Source organism: Streptomyces prunicolor NBRC 13075 (assembly GCF_000367365.1).
Classification (GTDB): domain Bacteria; phylum Actinomycetota; class Actinomycetes; order Streptomycetales; family Streptomycetaceae; genus Streptomyces; species Streptomyces prunicolor.
In genome coordinates this window covers 83,826-104,137 of sequence record NZ_BARF01000050.1, presented here as the reverse complement: position 1 = coordinate 104,137, position 20,312 = coordinate 83,826, and the positions used below count along the sequence as shown (strand labels likewise).

22 protein-coding genes, 3 pseudogenes and 1 riboswitch are annotated in these 20,312 nt (G+C 66.4%); of the genes and pseudogenes, 16 read left to right on the top strand and 9 right to left on the bottom strand.

The window, feature by feature from the left end:
• Positions 1-21: 21 nt before the first annotated feature.
• The 9 genes from SPR02S_RS22495 to SPR02S_RS60375 all read left to right on the top strand — a co-directional run bounded on the left by SPR02S_RS22495 (position 22) and on the right by SPR02S_RS60375 (position 10,383).
• The gene (locus tag SPR02S_RS22495; RefSeq protein ID WP_020684198.1) at positions 22-1,443 is read left to right on the top strand and encodes an AMP-binding protein; all 1,422 of its coding nucleotides are present in this window, start codon (positions 22-24) and stop codon (positions 1,441-1,443) included.
• The gene (locus SPR02S_RS58975; protein ID WP_019059254.1) at positions 1,440-2,237 is read left to right on the top strand and encodes a class I SAM-dependent methyltransferase; all 798 of its coding nucleotides are present in this window, start codon (positions 1,440-1,442) and stop codon (positions 2,235-2,237) included. Before SPR02S_RS22495 ends, SPR02S_RS58975 begins: the two co-directional genes overlap by 4 nt.
• 1 nt (position 2,238) lies before the next feature.
• Positions 2,239-2,496 carry a hypothetical protein gene (locus SPR02S_RS22485; RefSeq protein ID WP_019059253.1) on the top strand — a complete coding sequence of 86 codons (258 nt, stop codon included), beginning with the start codon at positions 2,239-2,241 and terminating at the stop codon, positions 2,494-2,496.
• 14 nt (positions 2,497-2,510) lie between these two features.
• On the top strand, positions 2,511-5,387 hold the full coding sequence (locus SPR02S_RS22480; protein WP_019059252.1) for a beta-ketoacyl synthase N-terminal-like domain-containing protein: 2,877 nt from the start codon (positions 2,511-2,513) through the stop codon (positions 5,385-5,387).
• A gap of 41 nt (positions 5,388-5,428) precedes the next feature.
• Entirely contained in the window at positions 5,429-6,181 is a 753-nt protein-coding gene (locus SPR02S_RS22475; protein ID WP_026150779.1) for a thioesterase II family protein, read from the top strand.
• Positions 6,182-6,258: 77 nt separating this feature from the next.
• Positions 6,259-6,348, top strand: a riboswitch (ZMP/ZTP riboswitch).
• Positions 6,349-6,378: 30 nt separating this feature from the next.
• Positions 6,379-7,533: a phosphoribosylaminoimidazolecarboxamide formyltransferase gene (locus SPR02S_RS22470; protein WP_026150778.1), complete on the top strand. Its 1,155-nt coding sequence runs from the start codon at positions 6,379-6,381 to the stop codon at positions 7,531-7,533.
• A gap of 396 nt (positions 7,534-7,929) precedes the next feature.
• Entirely contained in the window at positions 7,930-9,159 is a 1,230-nt protein-coding gene (locus SPR02S_RS22465) for a cytochrome P450 (protein ID WP_026150777.1), read from the top strand.
• 209 nt (positions 9,160-9,368) lie between these two features.
• On the top strand, positions 9,369-10,049 hold the full coding sequence (locus SPR02S_RS56100) for a sulfotransferase family protein (protein ID WP_158697851.1): 681 nt from the start codon (positions 9,369-9,371) through the stop codon (positions 10,047-10,049).
• Positions 10,050-10,179: 130 nt separating this feature from the next.
• Positions 10,180-10,383, top strand: a complete 204-nt coding sequence (locus SPR02S_RS60375) for an acyl-CoA carboxylase subunit epsilon (RefSeq protein ID WP_078622963.1) — start codon at positions 10,180-10,182, stop codon at positions 10,381-10,383.
• 41 nt (positions 10,384-10,424) lie between these two features.
• Here the strand turns inward: SPR02S_RS60375 and SPR02S_RS60370 are convergent.
• Positions 10,425-10,691: pseudogene (locus SPR02S_RS60370) on the bottom strand (transposase family protein); the annotation flags it as partial.
• Positions 10,692-10,937: 246 nt separating this feature from the next.
• On the opposite strand from SPR02S_RS60370, the gene SPR02S_RS65735 reads away from it, so the two are divergent.
• A complete protein-coding gene (locus SPR02S_RS65735; protein WP_026150776.1) occupies positions 10,938-11,459 on the top strand; it encodes an IS110 family transposase in 522 nt (173 codons plus the stop codon).
• A 28-nt stretch (positions 11,460-11,487) separates the two neighbouring features.
• Here SPR02S_RS65735 and SPR02S_RS22445 read toward each other — a convergent pair whose 3' ends face one another.
• A complete protein-coding gene (locus tag SPR02S_RS22445) occupies positions 11,488-11,694 on the bottom strand; it encodes a hypothetical protein (RefSeq protein ID WP_019059248.1) in 207 nt (68 codons plus the stop codon).
• 165 nt (positions 11,695-11,859) lie between these two features.
• Positions 11,860-12,000, bottom strand: a pseudogene (locus tag SPR02S_RS66165) (alpha/beta fold hydrolase); the annotation flags it as partial.
• 64 nt (positions 12,001-12,064) lie between these two features.
• On the opposite strand from SPR02S_RS66165, the pseudogene SPR02S_RS22435 reads away from it, so the two are divergent.
• Positions 12,065-12,457 (top strand): annotated as a pseudogene (locus SPR02S_RS22435) (MFS transporter); the annotation flags it as partial.
• A 21-nt stretch (positions 12,458-12,478) separates the two neighbouring features.
• Here the strand turns inward: SPR02S_RS22435 and SPR02S_RS22430 are convergent.
• A complete protein-coding gene (locus SPR02S_RS22430) occupies positions 12,479-12,853 on the bottom strand; it encodes a cupin domain-containing protein (protein ID WP_019059245.1) in 375 nt (124 codons plus the stop codon).
• A 128-nt stretch (positions 12,854-12,981) separates the two neighbouring features.
• Between SPR02S_RS22430 and SPR02S_RS22425 the strand changes: the two genes are divergently transcribed.
• Entirely contained in the window at positions 12,982-13,425 is a 444-nt protein-coding gene (locus SPR02S_RS22425; RefSeq protein WP_019059244.1) for a MarR family winged helix-turn-helix transcriptional regulator, read from the top strand.
• Between the two features lie 146 nt (positions 13,426-13,571).
• The gene (locus SPR02S_RS22420) at positions 13,572-14,432 is read left to right on the top strand and encodes an esterase/lipase family protein (RefSeq protein ID WP_019059243.1); all 861 of its coding nucleotides are present in this window, start codon (positions 13,572-13,574) and stop codon (positions 14,430-14,432) included.
• 68 nt (positions 14,433-14,500) lie between these two features.
• Here the strand turns inward: SPR02S_RS22420 and SPR02S_RS22415 are convergent, their stop codons facing one another.
• Entirely contained in the window at positions 14,501-15,553 is a 1,053-nt protein-coding gene (locus SPR02S_RS22415; RefSeq protein WP_019059242.1) for a lytic polysaccharide monooxygenase auxiliary activity family 9 protein, read from the bottom strand.
• A 197-nt stretch (positions 15,554-15,750) separates the two neighbouring features.
• Here SPR02S_RS22415 and SPR02S_RS22410 point away from each other — a divergent pair, with 197 nt between their 5' ends.
• On the top strand, positions 15,751-16,203 hold the full coding sequence (locus SPR02S_RS22410) for a GNAT family N-acetyltransferase (protein WP_026150775.1): 453 nt from the start codon (positions 15,751-15,753) through the stop codon (positions 16,201-16,203).
• A 27-nt stretch (positions 16,204-16,230) separates the two neighbouring features.
• Here SPR02S_RS22410 and SPR02S_RS65730 read toward each other — a convergent pair whose 3' ends face one another.
• On the bottom strand, positions 16,231-16,365 hold the full coding sequence (locus SPR02S_RS65730; RefSeq protein WP_019059240.1) for a hypothetical protein: 135 nt from the start codon (positions 16,363-16,365) through the stop codon (positions 16,231-16,233).
• A gap of 136 nt (positions 16,366-16,501) precedes the next feature.
• Here SPR02S_RS65730 and SPR02S_RS22400 point away from each other — a divergent pair, with 136 nt between their 5' ends.
• The gene (locus SPR02S_RS22400; protein ID WP_019059239.1) at positions 16,502-17,110 is read left to right on the top strand and encodes a class I SAM-dependent methyltransferase; all 609 of its coding nucleotides are present in this window, start codon (positions 16,502-16,504) and stop codon (positions 17,108-17,110) included.
• 40 nt (positions 17,111-17,150) lie between these two features.
• Here SPR02S_RS22400 and SPR02S_RS22395 read toward each other — a convergent pair whose 3' ends face one another.
• Both SPR02S_RS22395 and SPR02S_RS22390 read right to left on the bottom strand, forming a co-directional pair.
• Entirely contained in the window at positions 17,151-17,651 is a 501-nt protein-coding gene (locus SPR02S_RS22395) for a ribonuclease FAU-1 family protein (RefSeq protein WP_026150802.1), read from the bottom strand.
• On the bottom strand, positions 17,632-18,561 hold the full coding sequence (locus SPR02S_RS22390) for a GNAT family N-acetyltransferase (protein ID WP_019059237.1): 930 nt from the start codon (positions 18,559-18,561) through the stop codon (positions 17,632-17,634). Before SPR02S_RS22390 ends, SPR02S_RS22395 begins: the two co-directional genes overlap by 20 nt.
• Before the next feature lie 71 nt (positions 18,562-18,632).
• Here SPR02S_RS22390 and SPR02S_RS22385 point away from each other — a divergent pair, with 71 nt between their 5' ends.
• Positions 18,633-19,004 (top strand): GntR family transcriptional regulator, encoded by a 372-nt coding sequence (locus SPR02S_RS22385; protein WP_026150774.1) that lies wholly within the window; start codon positions 18,633-18,635, stop codon positions 19,002-19,004.
• Between the two features lie 119 nt (positions 19,005-19,123).
• Here the strand turns inward: SPR02S_RS22385 and SPR02S_RS22380 are convergent, their stop codons facing one another.
• Positions 19,124-20,218 carry a DUF5925 domain-containing protein gene (locus tag SPR02S_RS22380; protein ID WP_019059235.1) on the bottom strand — a complete coding sequence of 365 codons (1,095 nt, stop codon included), beginning with the start codon at positions 20,216-20,218 and terminating at the stop codon, positions 19,124-19,126.
• Positions 20,219-20,312 lie beyond the last annotated feature (94 nt).

Here is a 20,312-nt window from a genome sequence, read left to right as displayed (position 1 = left end):
CCCATGGCCGAGGAGGTACAGATGGACATCTACCAGGATCTGCACCGGTACGGAGACCGAACGGCGGTCGTCGACGCCTGCGGCACGCGGTATTCGTACCGCGAACTGCACGACATGGTGACCGCCTTCGGAGCCGCCCTGCCGTCGGTCGGACGGGCCTTGATCCTGCTGCGGACCAGGAACCGCATCGAGTCGCTCGTCGGATATCTGGGGGGCATCGCGGCGAACCACGTCGTGCTGCCGGTCGACCGTTCCGTGGGCGACGATCTGGTGCGCCAGGTGAGGGAGGCGTACCGGCCCGAGTACGTGTGGGAGGAGAGCCCGAGCGACGGCGTACCGCTTTTCACCGCGGGTTCCTACCGACTCGTAAGGACCGACCACGCGCCGGGCGGTGCGGATCTGCACGAGCGGCTGAGCGCCGTGCTCCTGACCTCCGGGTCGACCGGCTCACCGAAAGGTGTACGGCTGTCGAGGCGCAGTCTCAACGCCAACGCGAGCTCCATCGCGGAATACCTGACACTGGACGCGTCGGAACGGGCCATCACCAGTCTGCCGATGAGTTACTCGTACGGCCTGTCCGTCATCAATAGCCATCTGTGGGCGGGCGGCACCCTGCTGCTGACGGACGACTCCCTGGTAAAGCGGGAATTCTGGGATTTCTTCCGCGAGCACAGAGCCACGTCGTTCTCCGGCGTCCCCTACACATATGACATGCTCGACACCCTGCGATTCGCCCACATGGAGTTGCCGAGTCTGCGTAGTTTCACCCAGGCCGGCGGAAAGCTGCGGGCGGAGACCGTCGAGCGTTACGCGGCGGAAGCAAAGAAACGGTCTGCCGGCTTCTACGTCATGTACGGACAGACAGAGGCCACCGCCCGTATCGCCTATCTGCGTGCCGACCTGCACCCGGACAAGAGCGAGAGCATCGGAGCCGCGATTCCCGACGGAAAGCTTTATCTCAGGGACACGAACGGGCTCGCGGTTTCGGAACCGCACACGCATGGAAACCTTCACTACGAGGGTGCCAACGTGATGCTGGGTTACGCCCGTAACCGTGCCGACTTGTCCAAGGGTGACGATTTGGGCGGCTGCCTCGATACCGGAGACATCGCCTACTTCGACCAAGACGGCGATTACTACATCGTCGGCCGACGCAGTCGCTTCGTCAAAATGTCCGGGGTACGGACGGATCTCGACCAGATCGAGCGTCAACTGCAGCAGGCGGGATTCACCTGCGTCTGCGGAGGCAAGGACGAGGAGCTGTCGATCGCGCTCGAGGACATCTCCGCAGCGCGTTCCGTCAAGCAACTGCTCCGCAGGATGTTTCACATCGATCCCGGACAGGTCCGCCTCATCGAGGTGGCGGCGATACCGAAAACCGCCCATGGAAAGACCGCCTACGCGCAGATGTTCGGGTCGGCGGACGAAGGGGATTCGCGATGAACACCAGGCTCGTCATCGCACAGTTCGACGAAGGAGCGGAGCACTTCGACTCCTGGTCGGTCACACGCGACGAGAAGATGCTGCGCGGGCTCGCGGAGTTCTGCGGTGTCACGCAGGAGGACGAACTGCTGGATGTCGCCTGTGGGACGGGCGCCTTCGCCCTCCACGCGGCCACGCTGGCCCGCTCGGTGACCGGCGTGGACATCTCGGCCGGGATGATCGCCGTGGCCAGGAAGAACGCGTCCGAGCGAGGACTGGACAACGCCAGGTTTGTGCACCGGAACGTGGAGAACCTCGGCTTCGAGGACGACACCTTCTCCATGGTGGTATCGCGGTCGGCCTTCCACCACATGGCTCGCCACCGGGAGGTGTTCGCCGGAATGGTCCGGTGCTGCCGGCCCGGCGGCGTCGTCTGCATCCAGGACATCATGGCCTACGACGAGGAGAAGACGGACCGGTTCTTCGAGCGGATGGAAATTCTCGTGGACCGAAGTCACCACCGTACATACACAAAGCGTGACTTCTTCGATCTGTATCGGGACAGCGGTATGAAGCTGGAAGCCCTCTTCGAGTCGGAATCGCTGCTGGATTTCCATGACTACGTCGGCCATGTCGCGCAAACCAGCGAGATCCGGCGTGAGACTGCACGGCTCCTCGACGAAGGCCTGGCGGACCCTGATATCGCCTCCTCCTTCGTCGAAAAGGACGGAAGGCTTCTCTGGAAGAGACGAGTCTGCACCATCAAGGGCAGAAAGATCGTGCAGTCACGGAAGTCGCGCGGCGAGGGGAACTGATATGCATTCCGATGTGCTGGAGCAGCGGATCCGTACGTTCATGCAGGAGGAACTACTGGTGACGTTCGACGACACGGTCACCGCGGATACAGACCTCTTCAGGGAAGGCGTCGTCGAGTCGCGGGACTACCTGCGGATCATCAAGTTTCTGCAGGAGGATATCGGTGCGGCGATGACAGACGAAGATCTGTTCATGAACGTACTTGTGTCGCTCTCCGGGATCGTCGACTTCGTACGGAAGAAGCAGGTCGGCATATGAGTGGCATGAAAGACATGACCGAGAACAAAGGCATTGCCATCGTCGGGGTAAGTCTCCGGTTTCCTGGGGCCGAGTCCCTGGCCGATCTCTGGCGTCAGTTGGTGGACGAGCAGTGCGTGATCAGCGATCTGCCCGCAGCTCGCAGAGACAGCGACGAGTCGTTCTCGGCCTCCGACGGTGAAGCGAGCCGTATCAGAGGGGGATTCCTCGCGGACGCGGACGCGTTCGACGCCTCTTTCTTCGGCATCTCGCCGAGGGAGGCCATGTACATGGACCCCCAGCAGCGCTTCGCCCTGGAGCTTGCCTGGAAATCCGTTGAAGACGCCGGATATCAGGCCGCCGCGTTGCAAGGCTCCAGGACCGGGGTCTTCATGGGAGTCGCCAACACCGACTACACGGAGCTGCTGGAAAAACAGGCCGACGTATCCGACGCCTGTGTACCGACGGGGACGTCGTCGGCCATTATCGCGAACCGCATCTCCTACTGGTTCGACTTCCACGGTCCCAGCCTCACGGTCGACACGGCCTGTGCCAGTTCGCTGGTGGCCGTCCACCAGGCCGTGCGCGCGCTTGAGCGCGGCGACTGCGACCACGCCCTGGCGGGCGGCGTGAACCTGTGCTGGTCCGGACGGCGATTCGCGGCACTCAGGCGCAATGGCATGCTGTCCGACAACGGTCTTTGCAGAGCGTTCGACGCGTCGGCCGACGGATATGTGCGTGCCGAGGGCGGCGCTGTCATCATGCTGAAACCGCTGGCCACCGCGCTCGCGGACGGCGATGCCATCCACGCCGTCATCAAGGGAATCGGCACCAACCATGGTGGACGAACCAACTCCCTGACCATCACCAATCCGCAGGCCCACGCGGATCTGATCTGCTCGGTCTACGCGGAGGCCGGTGTCGCGGCGAGTTCGATCAGCTACATCGAGACCCATGGCCCAGGCACTCCCTTGGGCGACCCCATTGAGATCCATGGCCTCAAGACCGCCTTCAGCCGTTTGACCGAGAGGGAAGAGGGGGGAACGGCGAAGCCTTCGTCGTGCGGACTGGGATCGGTCAAGACCAACCTCGGACACCTGGAGTCCGCGGCCGGGATCGCCGGCATGCTGAAGGTCATCGCGGCGATGGAGCACCGGACGCTGCCGGCCACACTCCACTTCGACCGGCTCAACCCGCTGATCAAACTGGACGACAGCCCGTTCTACATCGTCGAACGCACCCAGCCGTGGGAGCCCGGCCGGGGAACGGACGGTGAACCGCTTCCGCTGCGGGCGGGAGTCAGCTCATTCGGGTTCGGCGGCACCAATGCCCATGTGCTGCTGGAGGCGTACGAACCGCGGTCCGGCAGCGGGGAGCCGGAGACGAGTGCGCCGGTGGACGAAGCAGCCGACGTGCTCCGCCTGGTACCGCTGTCGGCCAAGGACGGCGAGCAACTGCGCCTGATGGCCCGAAACCTGCTCAATGACCTGCGTGGCCCCGAAGGGGCAGGGCTGGTGCCGGCCGGTCAGGACCGAGCGGGGCCCGGTGTGCTCCGGGACATCGCGTACACCCTGCAGGTCGGACGTGAGGCCATGGCACATCGAGCGGTCTTCCTCGCGGCCGATCGCACCGACCTGATGGCGCGACTGGACGCGTTCGTGCATGACCGGCAGGCCCCCGACATCTGGCAGGGAGTGGTGGGGCAGGACCAGCGGCTGAGCCTCCTCGCAGGAGACGAGGACGCCACTGCGATGTTTCGGTCCTGGATCGAGAAGAGGAAGCTGGCCAAGGTCGCCGAGCTGTGGACGCTGGGCTGCGACATCGACTGGAACCTGCTCTACGCCGACGAGGCACCGCGGCGGTTGCATCTGCCGGCATACCCCTTTCAGCGGCGGAAGCACTGGATTCCGGGCTCTTCCGCCGGCAGCGAGCGGCCTCTGCGGTCTCGGGACGCAACCGCCGCGAGTGGCGAGCGCCCGGAGCCGCGTCCGAGTGGGCCCGTTATGAGTACTGCCGTGACCAACGGCACCGCCCTGCAGCCTCCGGCGGCTGTGGTATCCGCCTCGAAGCGCGGGTTCACCGCGGAAAAACCGCGAGGCGTTCAATTGCTGTCCCTGGCGGAGGCCGACGGCGACAGGGAGAAGGACGAGGTGCGGGACATCTCGCGCCTGGCATCGCGTGGGATACCGGTTGCGACGCCGACAAGGCAGCGCACGCGCAAGGCGGCACCGGATCGGGGAGGCCGGGCGGAGCTGGAGCGGCAGTTGGTGCAGAGCTTGGCTGAGGTGCTGTACATGGAGCCCAACGAGGTCGGCGTCGATCAGAAGTTCATCGACGTTGGACTGGATTCCGTCATCGCCGTGGAATGGATCCGCGCAGTCAATGACCGATTCGGTGCCGCTCTGTCGACGAGCCATGTCTATGACTTCCCGTCGGTTCGTGCTTTGGCCGGCGAGCTGACCGGGGTGTACGACCCGTCGACCGGGACCGCCGTAGCGCCCCAGGCGGTGCTGTTGCCTGCCGAGGAAGCGGTACGCGACGTTTCGGTCCGTCACCCGGCGTCGGACACGGCCTCGCTGGAGGCGGAACTCACGGAGAGCCTCGCGGAGGCGCTTTATATGGCGAAGGCAGATGTGGCGGTCGACAGCAAGTTCGTGGATATAGGCCTCGATTCGATCATCGCTGTCGAGTGGATGAACACGGTCAACACACGCTACGGAACGAGTCTGCCGGTGGCAGCCGTCTACGAGCACTCCACCATCCGTGAATTCGCCGTTCACTTGGCGCAGAGGGGCACCGGCCAGAAGTCGAGCGATGCGCAAACCTCCGACTTCGACGTTGATGACGTGCTTCGTCAGGTGCAGAGCGGACACTTGGATCTCGAACAAGCCGAACGGATGCTGCAGTTGTGACTGGGCACGCAGCGAAGCAAGCCGAGGATGTGGTGAATCACATGTCATCCGCTGCAACAGGGCAGAACGCGTGGATACGGCGTTTTCATCCGGCGCCCGAAGCCCGTACGCGCTTGATCTGTCTGCCACATGCCGGTGGTTCCGCCAACTACTACTTTCCGATATCGGCGGAACTCTTTCCTTCCGTGGATGTGCTCGCGGTCCAGTATCCGGGCAGGGGAGACCGTATTCGGGAGAGCAGCGTAGACAACATGGAAACGCTCGCCGACTGCATCGTCGATGCGCTCGAACCGTGGCGGGACCTTCCCCTGGCTCTGTTCGGACACAGCATGGGGGCAACACTGGCATTCGAAGTCGCCAGGCGCCTTGAAGGCGATGCGGTGCCTCTTCTCGCGCTCTTCGCCTCTGGACGCCGTGCCCCGTCGCGACACCGCACCGGCACAGTGCACCTGTACAGCGACGACGAGTTGATGGCAGAGCTCAAAAAGCTGAACGGAACAGATTCTCAACTTCTGGAGGACAGCTCCGTACTGCGTTTGTTCCTGCCTGCAATTCGCAGCGATTACAAGGCAATTGAGACCTACGTGCATCAGTCGGGTTCGGTGATCAAATGCCCGATCTATGCGTTCTTCGGCGACCGCGACACGGGCGCCACCCTCGAAGAAGTGCGGGCTTGGCGCACTCATACCGTGAGTCGCTTCGAACTGACGGAGTTTCCCGGCGGGCACTTTTACCTGAACGAACAGGCACCTGCGGTCATCGAGATCGTGTCGAAGTATCTCGCGAAGCTGTGAACAGATCGGGAAGGGGAGCTGATGAGGTCCGCAGCGGCAGCCTGGATGGCTCCGGCGCAGCAACTACGGCTAGACTTGCGGCCGGTCGCGACTGGCGTAGGTGGAGCACCACCGGGGAGCGTCCGAGACGAGATTTGGTGTGAGCGTCGACCGCCTGGGCGCCTCTTTCAGCGATGTCCCGCTGTGGAGGCTCTGACATGAAATTGCGTTATGGGATCAACCCGCAACAGTCGGCGGCGCAAGCGACGCCTTTGGCGCCGGACAGCCAACCGATCAGGCTGCTGCACGGCGAACCGTCCTTCATCAACGTGCTGGATGCACTGAATGCTTGGCAGCTCGTGCACGAGGCGGGCCAGGCGCTCGGCAAGCCCGCGGCCGCGTCCTTCAAGCACGTCTCGCCCGCAGGAGCGGCCGTATCTGGGCCGATCGACGAAGTCATCGCCGGTCTGCATGGGATCACTGACGGCGTCGGTAGCGTGACCAGCGCGTATCTGCGTGCGCGGGATGCTGATCCGAAGTCGTCCTACGGCGACTTCGCGGCTGTGTCACACCCGGTCGACGCCGAACTCGCTGAGCTGCTGGCGAGTGTGGTGTGTGATGGCATCGTTGCTCCCGGCTATGAACCCGGCACGGTGGAGCGGCTCAGCAAGAAGAAGAAGGGCCGCTTCCTGGTCATGGAGGCGAGCGAGTCTTTCGTGCCTCCGCGACGGGAGGCGCGGGAAGTCTTCGGTATGCGCCTGGAGCAGGACCGGGATCAGGTTCGCCTGTCTACGGATCTGCTTGCGCCCGTCGTGGGCGGTTCGCTTCCCGCGCAGGCCGCGGAGGACCTGCTGTTGGGGCTGGCGGTGCTGCGATATACCCAGTCCAATTCAGTGTGTTACGTGCGTGACGGTATGACGCTGGGAGTCGGGGCGGGCCAACAGTCCAGGGTCGACTGCACGCGGCTGGCCGGCGCCAAGGTGGACACGTGGTGGCTGCGGCGGCATCCGACCGTACGGTCCCTGACGTTCCGGCCGGGCGTCCGGCGCCAGGATCAGATCAACTGGCAGACCCGCTTCATCGAGGGAGACCTGACGCCGGATGAGAACAAGCGGTTGGAGCAGGCGCTGTTCGAACCGGGGGGAGAGCTGACCGCCGATCAGCGGGCGCAGTGGACGCAGCGCCTCTCCGGTGTGGCCTTCGCATCTGATGGAGCGCTCCCTTTCCGTGACAACGTCGACCACGCGCATCGGCACGGCGTGGCATACATCGCTGAACCTGGAGGGTCGGTCAGGTCCGGAGATGTCGAGGACGCCTGCCGCGAGCACCAGATTGTTCTGACACGCACGGGGCTGAGGTTGTTCCATCACTAAGAAGTTCCCAGAACTCACAGGGAGCGTCTTGTTGGCCGACTTCTGCAACGCGCCCAAAGCGTCGCGTAGAAGTCGGCTGCCGATGTCGGGAACATGTTTCCGAGAGTCAATGCGGGAAGCCTGTACACAGGAATAGAATTTCGGATACACTGATCCGGCCGCTGAGTCAGTCGCGGTTCATCGATTTCACCTATTTCCTGGCGCGCGTATCGCATGACGCAACATGCCGGAATTTGATAGCGGCATCATTTTCATCGACGCTGACCGTCTGCGTGTATGTGTGGCGCTATTTGGGCTCTAGATCCAACACATTGCTTGTCTGCCGATATGGCAGTGGTTCCATTTGCTGGATGCTGCGACTCCGATCCTGAGGCACAGACAAATGTGAGGGTGGTCATGAACGACGCTAAGTCCGGCCAGGTTACCGCTGGACCCCCCGCTTTTCCCATGAACAGGGGCTGTCCGTTTGCACCTCCGGGGCGGTACGCCGAACTGCGCAAAGAACAGCCGATCACTCGTGTCACTCTTCCGACCGGACGATTGGCCTGGTTCGTCACACGCCATGAGTACGTGCGCACGCTGCTCATGGATCCCAGGATGAGTTCCAACCGGGATCATGAGGGCACGCCGGTTATGTTTCCGATACCCGAGCGCACAAGGCGAGTGTTCGACGTCTTCGGTAAAGCCCTTATAGGGCTGGATCCGCCAGAGCACACGCACAGCCGCAGGATGCTCGCTTCCGAGTTCACTCTTCAGCGAGTGCGCTCAATGCGCCCACGTATTCAGGAGATAGTCGACGAGTGCATCGACGATCTTCTGGCCGGCCCCCGCCCTGTCGATCTGGTCCAGGCGCTGTCCCTGCCGGTGCCATCCAAGGTGATCTGTGAGTTGCTTGGTGTGCCCTACAGTGACCGTGAGTTCTTCCAGGGCTGCACCGCGGTAATGGTGAGTCGTTCAACGCCTCCCAGTGAGCGACACCGTGCGGTGGAGGAACTGCGGCAGTATATTGACGAGTTGGTCACCGCTAAAGAGAAAACGCCGGGTGACGATCTCTTCGGTCGTTTGATGGCCCGAAACGAGAAGACGAGGGTCTTCACACACGAGACCCTCATAGGTGTGGCTCTCCTGCTCCTGATGGGTGGGTACGAGACCACGGCCAGCATGATCTCGCTCAGTGTGACGTGGCTATTGGAGCACCCCCAGCAGCTCGAAGTGATCAAGGCCGACCCCGCTGCAACCAACACTGCACTCGAAGAGCTGCTGCGGTACTTCAGCGTGTTCGACACCATGCCTCGGGTAGCGCTGGCCGACATCGAAATCGGAGACTGCGTCATTCGTGCCGGCGAGGGTGTGCTGCTCGGGTTCGGCGCGGCCAACCGCGACGACGAGGTATTCGAGAACCCGGACGTGATGGATCTGCGTCGTGGCGACCGGAACCACGTCGCGTTCGGTTATGGAGTTCACCAGTGCCTCGGGCACAACCTCGCCCGAGCGGAGTTGGAGATCGTGCTCAACACTCTCTTCGCCCGGATTCCTGACCTGCGGCTTGCTGCTCCGGTCTCAGAGCTCTCTTTCAAGAAAGACGCAGGGATCTACGGAATTAACGAAATCCCAGTGAGTTGGTAAGGTGCGTCATTTCAGGTCGACGGTGCTATGCCGTAGGCGCCGTGCCTGAGGGTGTGTCAGATCCATCTGGTCGGTGAGTTCCTGAATCTGACCCACGATCTGTTCCTTCCGTCGTAATCGCGTCTGAAGTATTCGTCGGGATGCGACCTCATTCGGCTCGATTTCCTCTGTGTCGCCCGCCTTCTGTTGTTCCTACCTGTGAGGTATAGATGCTCGAAATCATCGGTGCTGGATTCGGCCGCACGGGAACGCTTTCCCTTAAAGCTGCACTTGAGCGTCTCGGCTGTGGACCTTGTCATCACATGCAGGAGGTATTCAGTCACCAAGAGACCATCTCGCATTGGGAGCGTGCTGCCCGCGGGGAGGGCGTCGACTGGCAAGAGATCTACGGCCCGTACAGGTCCACGGTGGATTGGCCGGGATCTCGGTTCTGGCGGGAACTTGCCGACTTCTACCCGTCGGCCAAGGTCATCCTCACCACCCGTGACCCGCAACGCTGGTACGAAAGCGTTTTCAACAGCATCTATCAAGGCGTGTTGGCCCAGCCGCCCCGTAAGGCCCAGGAAGACGTTCGGCTCACACGGATCAAGAATCTGACGAATTCGGTCGTCTGGGAGGGAATCTTCGATGGCCGGTTCGCCGACGAAGAGCACGCCAAGAAAGTATTTGCCGAGCACAATGATGCGGTATGCCGGGAAATATCGGCCAGTCGATTGCTCGTCTTCGAAATCAGTCAGGGATGGGGTCCGTTGTGCGACTTTCTCGACGTGCCTGTCCCCGATGAACCCTTCCCTCGGCTGAACGACCGAAAGGCATTCTCTGCCGGCTCCGGCAGCGGTCTCGGTGGGCCGAACAGGGGAACTGAGGATCGAGGCACCGAGAATCGATGACTCCATGGCGGGTTGCCGAACAGGATTGGTGGGACCCGGTGGAGGCCGGTAATTCCGCGAATGCACGGCAACCCGCTGCGGCACTTCATTCCCTTGAAGAGTCAGGCGAAGAAGGCGGAGGCCGATCTTCATGCCACTTTCTGAGGGCCACTTCTTTCGTGTTGAGAAGGGCCACGCTCAACCCGAGGAGCTTGCGGCGATCACCACGGTCTTGATCGCTTGTGCAGCCCGACAGTTCATACGAGCCCCGGCCAATCCTCGGTCCACCAAGGCCAGTTGGCGCCGTCTGGATCGAAATCTGGGCTTCTGCGCCCCACACAGCTGGCAGAATTGATGTGCCCTGGGGCTTTTCCTTCGCGGCTTCGCAGGGGGACGGCGCAGGGCGCGCAGCAGCCCGGGCGCACGGTCGGCGAACAGGTCGATGACGGCCGTGGTGCAGGCGTGGGCGGTGCCGACGGAGATGCCGAAGCCGACCGCGATCTGCGTGAGGGTGGTGTGCCGGAGCAGCTGGACCGGTGCGACCAGGGCACGATGGTGCGGTGGGAAGTAACAGCGGCGGTCACCTCGCCGGGTGACGATGAGCATGGTGCCCCACTCCACGAGCGCATGAGGCAGGTCGAGTGCGGCAGGACGGATGACCAACGAGGCCCCCGAGCAGCGTGGTTGAGACGTCAGACACCTCGATCAACAGCCCGGGGGCCTCGCTCGTCGCGCTTCGTGGACCGTCACCTGATCGGTGGTCAACTCGAAGAAGCTCAGTGATTGGCCGTTCGGCGCCCCACGACGACTCGGCTGCCAATTGGGAATTGCGAATGATCGCTCGGTAGGGAATCGACAGCGAGGCCGTCCGTGGCCGGCACCAGCAACACCCCTGCACGGAGGCACCACATGGCCGCGATATGGGCCGGCATCGACGCAGGCAAGACCCATCACCACTGCGTCGCCAACGACGAACCCGAACTCCTCGAACTCCTCGCCGACGTAATGGACTTGGCCGACGGCGGAGCCGCGCTGGCCATCGCGACCCTCCTCAACCATGGCCAGCCGGTGCACTGCATATCCGGCCGGGCCATCCACCGCGCGCCTCCGAGAGCTACCACGGCGAAGACAAAACCGGACGCCGAGGATACCGCCGTCATCGCCGACCAGGTCCGCATCCGCCGAGACCTGTGCCCCTTGCGCGTCGGCGACGCCACCGCCCTGGGCCTGTTGACCTCCCTCGGACTGCAACGCGCCCGTGTCCGCGCCTTCGTGCTCCGTGCCGACGAGCTGCGGTCGGCCGGCAGTGCCTACCGTCAGCTCTCCATGGATCCGGCAGACGCGCGCGCCCGCGCGGTCGAAGCCGCCGCGGACCGTGCCCGGCGACGCTTCGGACCGGAGGCGGTACGCCCGGCGGAGCTGGCCGACTGACCTCTTCCGGCCACAACCGTCCCTGCGCTCAAGGGCGTTGGTGCAGGTCGGGGTTCTTCCGCACCCGCCAGGCCCGCAGCAGCAGGAAGAGCCCGATCAGCACGACCACCACGCCCAGTACCGCGTACTGGCCGTGGCCGGACATGGCCGAGCCGTTCATCGCGCCGACACCCTGCGCGATCCAGACCGCGCCGAGCACGACGAGGATGATCCCGCCGACACCACGGACCACCATGGTCACTCCATTCCCCGCACCGATACGTCACGCGGACGGCACCCGTCCGCGTTCATCGCTCAGCTTCGTCCCGTTCGGTGCGGCTGGGGCGGTCGAAAACCTTACGGAACGGGAACGTCGTGCCGACCGGGGTGTTGGGGGCATGGGCGCAGGGGCGCAGGGGCGTCAACTGTTCGCCGCGGCGCGCAGGATGAGCCCGGTGATCGCTTCCGGGTGCGTCACGAGCGACAGGTGGCCGGAGTCGACCTCGATGGTCGTGGCGTTCATACGGTGGGCCATGAAGCGCTCCAGGTCGGGGTCGATGGTGCGGTCGTCCTTCGAGACCGCGTACCAGGACGGCTTCCGGTGCCAGGCGGCGACGCTCGTGGTGGGCGGCGGCTACGCCGCCGGTGTGCTGCCCGGACTGCTCCTGATCGGTTCCGGCATCGGCCTGTCACTGCCGCCCGCCATGAGCTTGTCCATCCACGGGGTCGGGGTCGAGGACGCGGGGGTCGCCTCCGCGGCGGTCAACACGATGCAGCAGGTCGGCGGCGCCATCGGCACCGCCCTGCTCAACACCCTCGCCGCGAGCGCCGCGACCGCCTACCTCGTCGGCAGGTCATCCACCCGGGCCACCGTGGCCCAGGCCCAGCTGCACAGCTACTCCACCGCCTACTGGTGGTCGGCCGGCCTCTTCGTCACCGGCGCCGTGATCGCGGCCCTCACGTTCCACAAGGGCCGCCCCGAGAGCGGCGAACCGAGCGCGCCTCTCGTCCGCATGTGACCAAGGCCCCTTGTCCGTACGTCAGTTGGCCCACGGTGCGACGACGCGCGTGCCGTCCGCCAGCTCCGCCTCCAGGCCGATGGTCGTGGTGACCCAGGTGACCGCGGTCCGGTCGGTGGGGTTCTCGGCGCCGAAGGTCGCGCCGGGGTTGATGATCAGCGTGTCACCCGCGCCGACCCGCTCGGTGCGGCCGTCGAGCGTGATCACCAGCTCGCCTTCGAGGATGTGCAGGATCTCCTCGCGGTTGACGGTGTGCAGGGTGGCTTTGGTGCCGGCGGGGATCTCGCCGCGCCAGGCGCACAGTTCCTTGCTGCCGGTGGAGGGGTGGGCGTACGAGACGAAGCGGGCGCCGTGGATCTCGTGGACGACGGCGTCGGACGGGTGGACGACGGGCATGGCTGCCTCCAGAAATGGACGGCCGGACGGCCGGGTGGCCGGACGCTTGGATGGTCAAGCTGCTTGACCATATGAGCCAACATGGTCAAGCAGCTTGACCGGTTCGTCAAGGGTGTTTCAATGCCGTCGTGGAGAACTCCGAGGCCATCGCCCTGACCGCCGCCCTGCTCGCCGCCGCGGGTGACCTGACGAAGCGCATCAACGACGGGGTCGTGGCCCGTGGGTTCGAGGGGCGTCCGGCGTACGGCTTCGCGTTCGCGCGGCTCGCGCCGGACGGTGCGACGGCTACCGATCTCGCCGCGCACCTCGGCATCACCAAGCAGGCCGCGAGTCAGCTCGTCGACGAACTCGTGCGCAAGGGGTACGTCGAGCGCCGTCCGCACCCCGGTGACGCGCGCGCTCGGCTGGTCGTGCTCACGGAGTTGGGCTGGGCCTGCACGCGAGCCGCGGAGGAAGCGGCGCTGGAGGCCGTGCAGCCCTGGATCGAACTGCTGGGTGAGGGTGAAGTGCGCGTGTTGTGTGACCGTTTGCGGCGAATTGCGCCCTACGGTCCCTTCAGGCCCGCCTGGTGACTGGCTATCGCTGGAAGTTTTTACTGACGCGTAACTTCACACTTCACCTACTCGCTCGTAACTTGACGAGTGAACAGCATTCTTGTGATCCGGATCACAGGGCGTAAGGCCGTCGCAACTCCCTTGAGCCGCAAGGAGATCACACGATGCTGCCCTGGAAACGAGTGCTCAGACCCCTGACCGCACTGCTGCTGACCGCCGCGGCCGTCGCCGTACCCGCCGCCACCGCCCAGGCGTCGACCGCGTCCAGCACCGGTTGGAACGACTACAGCTGTGAGCCCTCCGCCGCCCACCCCGACCCCGTCGTCCTCGTACACGGCACCTTCGCCAACGGCACCGACAACTGGCTGGCCCTCGCGCCCTACCTGGAGGCCCGCGGCTACTGCGTCTTCTCCCTCGACTACGGCCAACTCCCCGGCGTCCCCCTCGTATACGGCCTCGGCCCCATCGACGAGTCGGCGGCACAGCTCCAGGTCTACGTCGACAAGGTGCTCGCCGCGACCGGCGCCGCCAAGGTCGACCTCGTCGGGCACTCGCAGGGCGGCATGATGCCCCGCTACTACCTCAAGTTCCTCGGCGGCGCCGCCAAGGTGGACACCTTCGTCGGTATCGCGCCCGACAACCACGGCACCACCCTGGACGGCCTCACCAAACTCCTGCCGTACTTCCCGGGCGCCGAGGACGTGATCGCCTCGGCCGCTCCCGCCCTCGCCGACCAGGTCGCCGGCTCGGCCTTCCTCACCAAGCTGAACGCGGGCGGCGACACCGTCCCCGGCGTCCACTACACGGTCATCGCCACCAGGTACGACGAGGTCGTCACGTCCTACACGAGTCAGTTCCTGAGTGGGTCCGACGTGCACAACGTGCTGATCCAGAACCTGTGTTCAGTCGATCTCTCCGAGCACGCCCTGCTCGGGCTCACCGACCGGATCGCCTTCCACGAGGTCGCCAACGCCCTCGATCCGGCACACGCCACTACCACCAACTGCCTGTCGGCGCTCAGTTGACCGTACGCACACCGCGGGGCCTGTCCGACCTGAGCCGCCGGACAGGCCCCGCCCCCTGCACAGCCGTACTAACGGCCGTGCCGTCCACCGCCGTTGGTCGCGCGCCGGCGGACCGAGGCGAACAGGGCCGCGGCGCCGAGCGCCAGGGAGGCGGCGCCGCCCACGATGAGATACGGCGAGCTGTTGTTGGCGCCGGTCTCGGCGAGGTTCTTCGAACTCCCCGCCGTCTGCGGCTCGTTGGCCTCGGTGATCGGCTGGTTCGTCGCGGCGACCGGCTCCGCCGAGGTGCTCGCGTCCGCGTCCCCGTGGCCGTGGTGCTCGACGGTCGACTTGTCGGCGCCGGCCGCGATCTGTTGGCTGGAGGGCGCGGAGGCGGTGGGTGCCGGAGTCGTCGGAGCGGCCGGGGTGGGCGTTGAACTGCCCCTCGAACTCCCCGCCGTACCACCGCCGTTGGCCCCCGTGCCGCTGCCGCCGGCGTTACCGCTGCCGCCGAAGCTGACGTCCGAGCAGGAGTAGAACGCCTCCGGGCTGTCCGAGCGCTGCCAGATCGCGTACAGGAGTTGTTTGCCGGAGCGTTGCGGCAGGGTGCCGGAGAAGGTGTAGAAACCGCCCGAGGCGACCGGGTCGGTGGAGGTCGCGACCGGGTGCTCCAGGTCCAGGTCCGCCCAGGCGAGCGGCTGCGCGGGGTCGTAGCCGGACTTGGTGATGTACACCTTGAAGGTGCCCTTGTGCGGGGCGGTCACGCGGTACTTGAAGGTGTACGAGCCGCTGCTCACGCTCGTCGCCGGCCAGTCGGCGCGGGCCAGGTCGAGGCCCTTGAACTCCTCGTTGTTCGCGCTGCACAGCTTGCCGTCCGGGATCAGCGTCTGGTGCTGTCCGCTCGCGTCGCCGATCCGGATGCCGTTCCAGTCGTAGAGCGCCTGCGTGCCCCCGGCCGCGACCGCCGCCTTGCACGCGTCCGACTTCGGGCTCTCCGGCCCCTCCGCGTAGCACTGCGCGACCCTGCTGACCGGGTCGCCCATCGAACCGTGCGCCACCGCGGGCGCCGCGCCGAGCGCGGTCAGCGCGAGCGGGGTCAGACCGAGGACGGCGACAGCGGCGGCCTTACGGCGTGCGGGCATGGCGGAACTCCAACTCCTCGGACGGTGCGCGGCGCGGGGGACGGATCCCGTGGGGGTGATCAGAAGCTAGCCCCTGGAAACCGCGAAATCGCCTGCTGGAGACGGGGGAGGGAGATCCTTATGGTGGCGTTAAGGCAGGGCTAACTGAGGGCTCAGGGAGGGATGGTTCGGTGAGCGCGGAGAGGGATGTGGTGCAGATGGGTGGACGGGACGGGGTTCGCGTCGCCGTCGTCGCTGATGTGCCCGCCGTGAAGGCCGTGACCGACATGGCGTACCGCCACTACATTCCGCGCATCGGTGTGGTGCCGCAGCCCATGGAGGCGGACCACATGGCGAATGTGGTCGCCGGGCGCGTGTACGTCACGGGGGAGCCCGTGATCGGGCTGGTGGTGATCGAGGAGCGTGAGGATCACCTGTTCCTCGACAGCATCGCCGTCCACCCCGAGGCGCACGGCAGGGGCGTGGGGCGGCTGCTCCTGGATTTCGTGGACGCACGCGCGCGTGCGCTCGGCCTGCCGGAAGTCAGGCTCTACACCAACGCGCTGATGTGGGAGAACCAGGAGATCTACCCGAGGCTCGGGTACGAGGTCGTGGAGCGGCGCACGGACGGGCCGTACGACCGCGTCCACTACCGGAAGCGGCTGCACTGACCGCGGCAGACAGGCGGCAGGTCGGGCTCAGCCGTCCGGCCACCACGTGCGGGCGATGTCCTTTCGGACCTCGGGGCGCTCTACAGGGCGCTCGTCGGTCTCGTCCCGTACCCGACGGGTGTCCGACTTCCTCAGGGGCTTCTGCACGGTCACGCGGCGCATGGCTGCCTCCTTGTGTCCACCCGGGGTTCGTGTTCTCGCGGGGTGGACCGTTCCCGGGAGGGTGACTCATCGGCGGGGATCTGTCTGTGGTCGCTGTCACGATGGGACTGTCAGTGGCGGGTGTCACGCTGGGCGCATGAGTGAACCTGTAGCGAACTACGACTGGGACGCGGAGGCCGCCGCCTTCGACGAAGAGCCTGATCACGGCCTGCGCGACCCGGAGATCCGGCGGGCCTGGGCCGACCGGCTGCGCGGCTGGCTGCCCGCCGGCCCCGCCGACATCCTCGACCTCGGCTGCGGCACCGGCAGCCTCTCGCTCCTCGCGGCCGAGCAGGGGCACCACGTCACCGGCGTCGACCTCTCCCCGGCGATGATCGACCTCGCCCGCGCGAAGCTGGCCGGCCGTGACGCGGCGTTCCTCATCGGTGACGCGGCGGCGCCGCCGGTGGGCGAGCAGCGCTTCGACGTCGTCCTCGTACGGCATGTGCTGTGGAGCCTGCCCGACCCGGCCCGGGTCCTGCGGCACTGGCGCGGGCTGCTGCGCCCCGGCGGGCGGCTCGTGCTGGTCGAGGGTGTGTGGGGCACGGTCAGCCCGGCCGGTATACCCGCGGACCGTCTCACGGAGCTCCTGGCACCCCTGGTGTCCGACGCCGGGCACGTGCGGGTGGAGCGGCTCTCGGACGACCCGCTGCTGTGGGGCAGGGCCGTGGATGACGAGCGGTACGCGGTGGTGGCCGTGCCGTAGCCCGGCCCGCCCCGCCGTCACACCGACAGCGCGCCGGACGTCATGCCAGCAGCGCGTCGAACCCGCCCGCACGGGCCAGCCTCTCCAACTCGTCGAGCGCCCCCACGGCTGCCGCCGCGGCCGTGGGGTCCGACCCGGCCAGCCCGCTCTCCTCGAACTCGTCCTCGTCCAGCCGCAGTACGTCGCTCCCGTCGGCGGAGACCCACAGGTCCAGATCGAGGTCCTCTACGACGAGTTCGGCGCCGGAGAGCGTGGGGGGGCGGGTGATGTCGCAGTACCAGCCCTTCAATTGCCCGGCGCTGTCCCGGACTTCCTTCACCGCGTACCACCGGTCCCGCCAGTAGTACTCGGTGAACACGTCGCCTCGCTCGAACCGGACGAAGCCGAAGTCGCGGACGCCGTCACCGGCCCACGGGGCGCGGACGGCGAGGCGGACGCCGTCGTCGAAGAGCAGTTCCGCCGCGTAACGGATCTTCGTACGGCCCGCCTTGACGAGGACGACGTCCAACTGGCGGGTGGGATCAGGTGAGTTCACGGACATAGCGCACCTCCGCGGCGCAGATTTCGTAGCCGAACCATCTGTTGATCGCGAGCATCGGCTCGTTGCCGGCGTCGTTGCCCGTGAACGCCTCCTTGTATCCGGCGGCGCGGGCGCGGTGCAGGGAGTCGTTCTTGGCGAGCTTGGCGAGGCCCCGGCCGCGATGGGCGCGGGCGGTGCCGGTCATGGCGGTGAAGTAGCGCGTGCCGCCGTCCGCGCGGACCGCGCTGAAGGCCGCCGGGCGTCCGTCGACGACGGCCACGGACGTCAACTCGGCGCTGAACAGGGGGTGTCGCCAGGTCTCGTCCAGCCAGGCCTCGTAGTCGCTGAACTCGGTGTCGATGTCGCTGGGTTCGTCCCGCGACGCCTCCGCGTCCAGGGCGAACAGGGGGCGCGGGTCGGCGGCGAAGTCCGAGCCCGGGCGGATCTCCACGTCCGGCGGTGGATCCTGGAGCGGGGGCAGCGTGCCGTGCGTCAGGTCCAGGCGGAGGAAGCGCGCGGAACGGCTCGCCGTATAGCCGAAGTGTTCGGCGATGGCGCGGTTGGCCGGGTCGTCCAGGACCCAGGCGTGGAGCCGGGTGGCGTTCGCGCCGGCCAGGTGTTCCTCGGCGGTGCGGACCAGGAGTCCGCCCGCGCCCCGGCGGGTGTGCTCCGGGTGCACATGCACGTTGACGAAGCCCTGGCCCGGCTCCGGGCTGTCGTAGGCGATGCCCACCTGGGCCGTGCCGATGATCTCGCCGTCCTCCTCCGCGACCAGCCTGCGCAGCGCGGCCTCCGGATGGGCGTGGGCGATGTCGAAGGCGACGGACTCCGGGGTGAACACCATGAAGGGCAGGACGACGCGGCGGACCTGGACGAAGCTGTCCAGGTCGGCTCGGACGTCGGGGCGAAGGTCGCGCACGATCACGGTCATGGGGTCGCACGCTACGGCGGAGCCGAGCCGGAGTGCCTCTCATTTTCCGGGGAGTGCGGGACAATCGGGCCGTGACTTTGAAGATCCACATCGATGACAGTGCGGCGCCGTACGAGCAGATCCGCGCCCAGATCTCGAAGCAGGCCCGGTCCGGAGCACTGCCGGTCGGCTACAGGCTGCCCACCGTACGAGGGCTGGCCGAGTCGCTCGGCCTCGCCGCCAACACCGTCGCCAAGGCGTACCGGGCCCTGGAGGCGGACGGAGTGATCGAGACGCGCGGACGCAACGGAACGTTTGTCGCTGCCGCGGGCTCGGCGGCTGAGCGTGAAGCGTCGTTGGCTGCGCAGGCATATGCGGAGAAGGCGCGGCGGTTGGGGCTTGCGGAGGGGGATGCGGTGGCGGCTGTGCGGGATGCCCTGCGGGCGGCTTACGGGGAGGGGTGAGGGGAGTTCGGCACCGCCGTTGTGCGCCGTTGCGGCTGAGCGCCGCTGCGGCGGAAATGAATGGCAGCCGTATTGGATGGGTTGCCGGCGGGCTAGGAGGCGTAGCGCAGCCGGTGGCGTCACAAGTACAACCCCGCGTCCGCGCCCTCCCGTTGGTCCGGTACCGACGTCGGCTGGGTGCCCCGGCGCAGCGCGTACAGCTCCGCCAGGGTCGCGCCCTCGCGGCCCACGCCCTCCTCCGTGCCGAGCCAGTCCACCGCCTCCTTGCGGGTGAGCGCGCCGACCTCGATACGGGCCAGGCAGCGGCCGGGGCGGACCACGGCGGGGTGGAGGCGCTCCAGGTCCTCGTTGGTGGTGACGCCCACCAGGACGTTGCGGCCCTGACCGAGGAGGCCGTCCGTGAGGTTCAGGAGGCGGGACAGGGCCTGGCCCGCCGTGTGCTTCGCCTCGCCGCGGATCAACTCGTCGCAGTCCTCAAGGAGGAGGAGCCGCCAACGCCCTTTCCCTGTCGTGTCGTCCTCACCGATCGCGATGTCCATCAGATAGCCGACGTCGCTGAACAGCCGCTCCGGGTCCAGCACACAGTCCACCTGGCACCAGTCCCGCCAGGAACGGGCCAGCGTGCGCAGCGCCGAGGTCTTGCCGGTGCCCGGCGGGCCGTGCAGCAACAGCAGCCGGCCCGCGATGTCCTCCGGGGTCGTCTTCATCAGGGTGTCCATCGCATCGGCCACCGGACGCGTGTAATTGGCGCGCACCTCGTCCCATGTGCCCGCCGAGATCTGCCGGGTCGTCCGGTGCGGGCCGCGCCTGGGGGAGACGTACCAGAACCCCATCGTCACGTTCTCCGGCTGCGGTTCGGGCTCGTCGGCCGCGCCGTCGGTCGCCTGGTCGAGGACCTTCTCGGCGAGCTCCTCGGTCGTCGCCGTGACCGTGACGTCGGCGCCCCGGTTCCAGCGGGAGATCAGCAGGGTCCAGCCGTCGCCCTCGGCCAGCGTCGCGCTGCGGTCGTCGTCGCGGGCGGCGCGCAGCACACGGGCGCCCGGCGGGAGCAGGGTCGCCCCGGACCGTACGCGGTCGATGTTCGCCGCGTGCGAGTACGGCTGCTCGCCCGTCGCGAAGCGGCCGAGGAACAGCGCGTCGACGACGTCGGACGGGGAGTCGGAGTCGTCGACGTTGAGCCTGATCGGCAGAGCGTCGTGTGGGTTAGCGGACATGGGGCCATGATCCGGCACACGGACGCCCCGTGCACCCGCTTTCCGCAGTGCGCCCCCGAGTGTCGGCTCCGTCAGGTGCGCCCGATGCATCCGA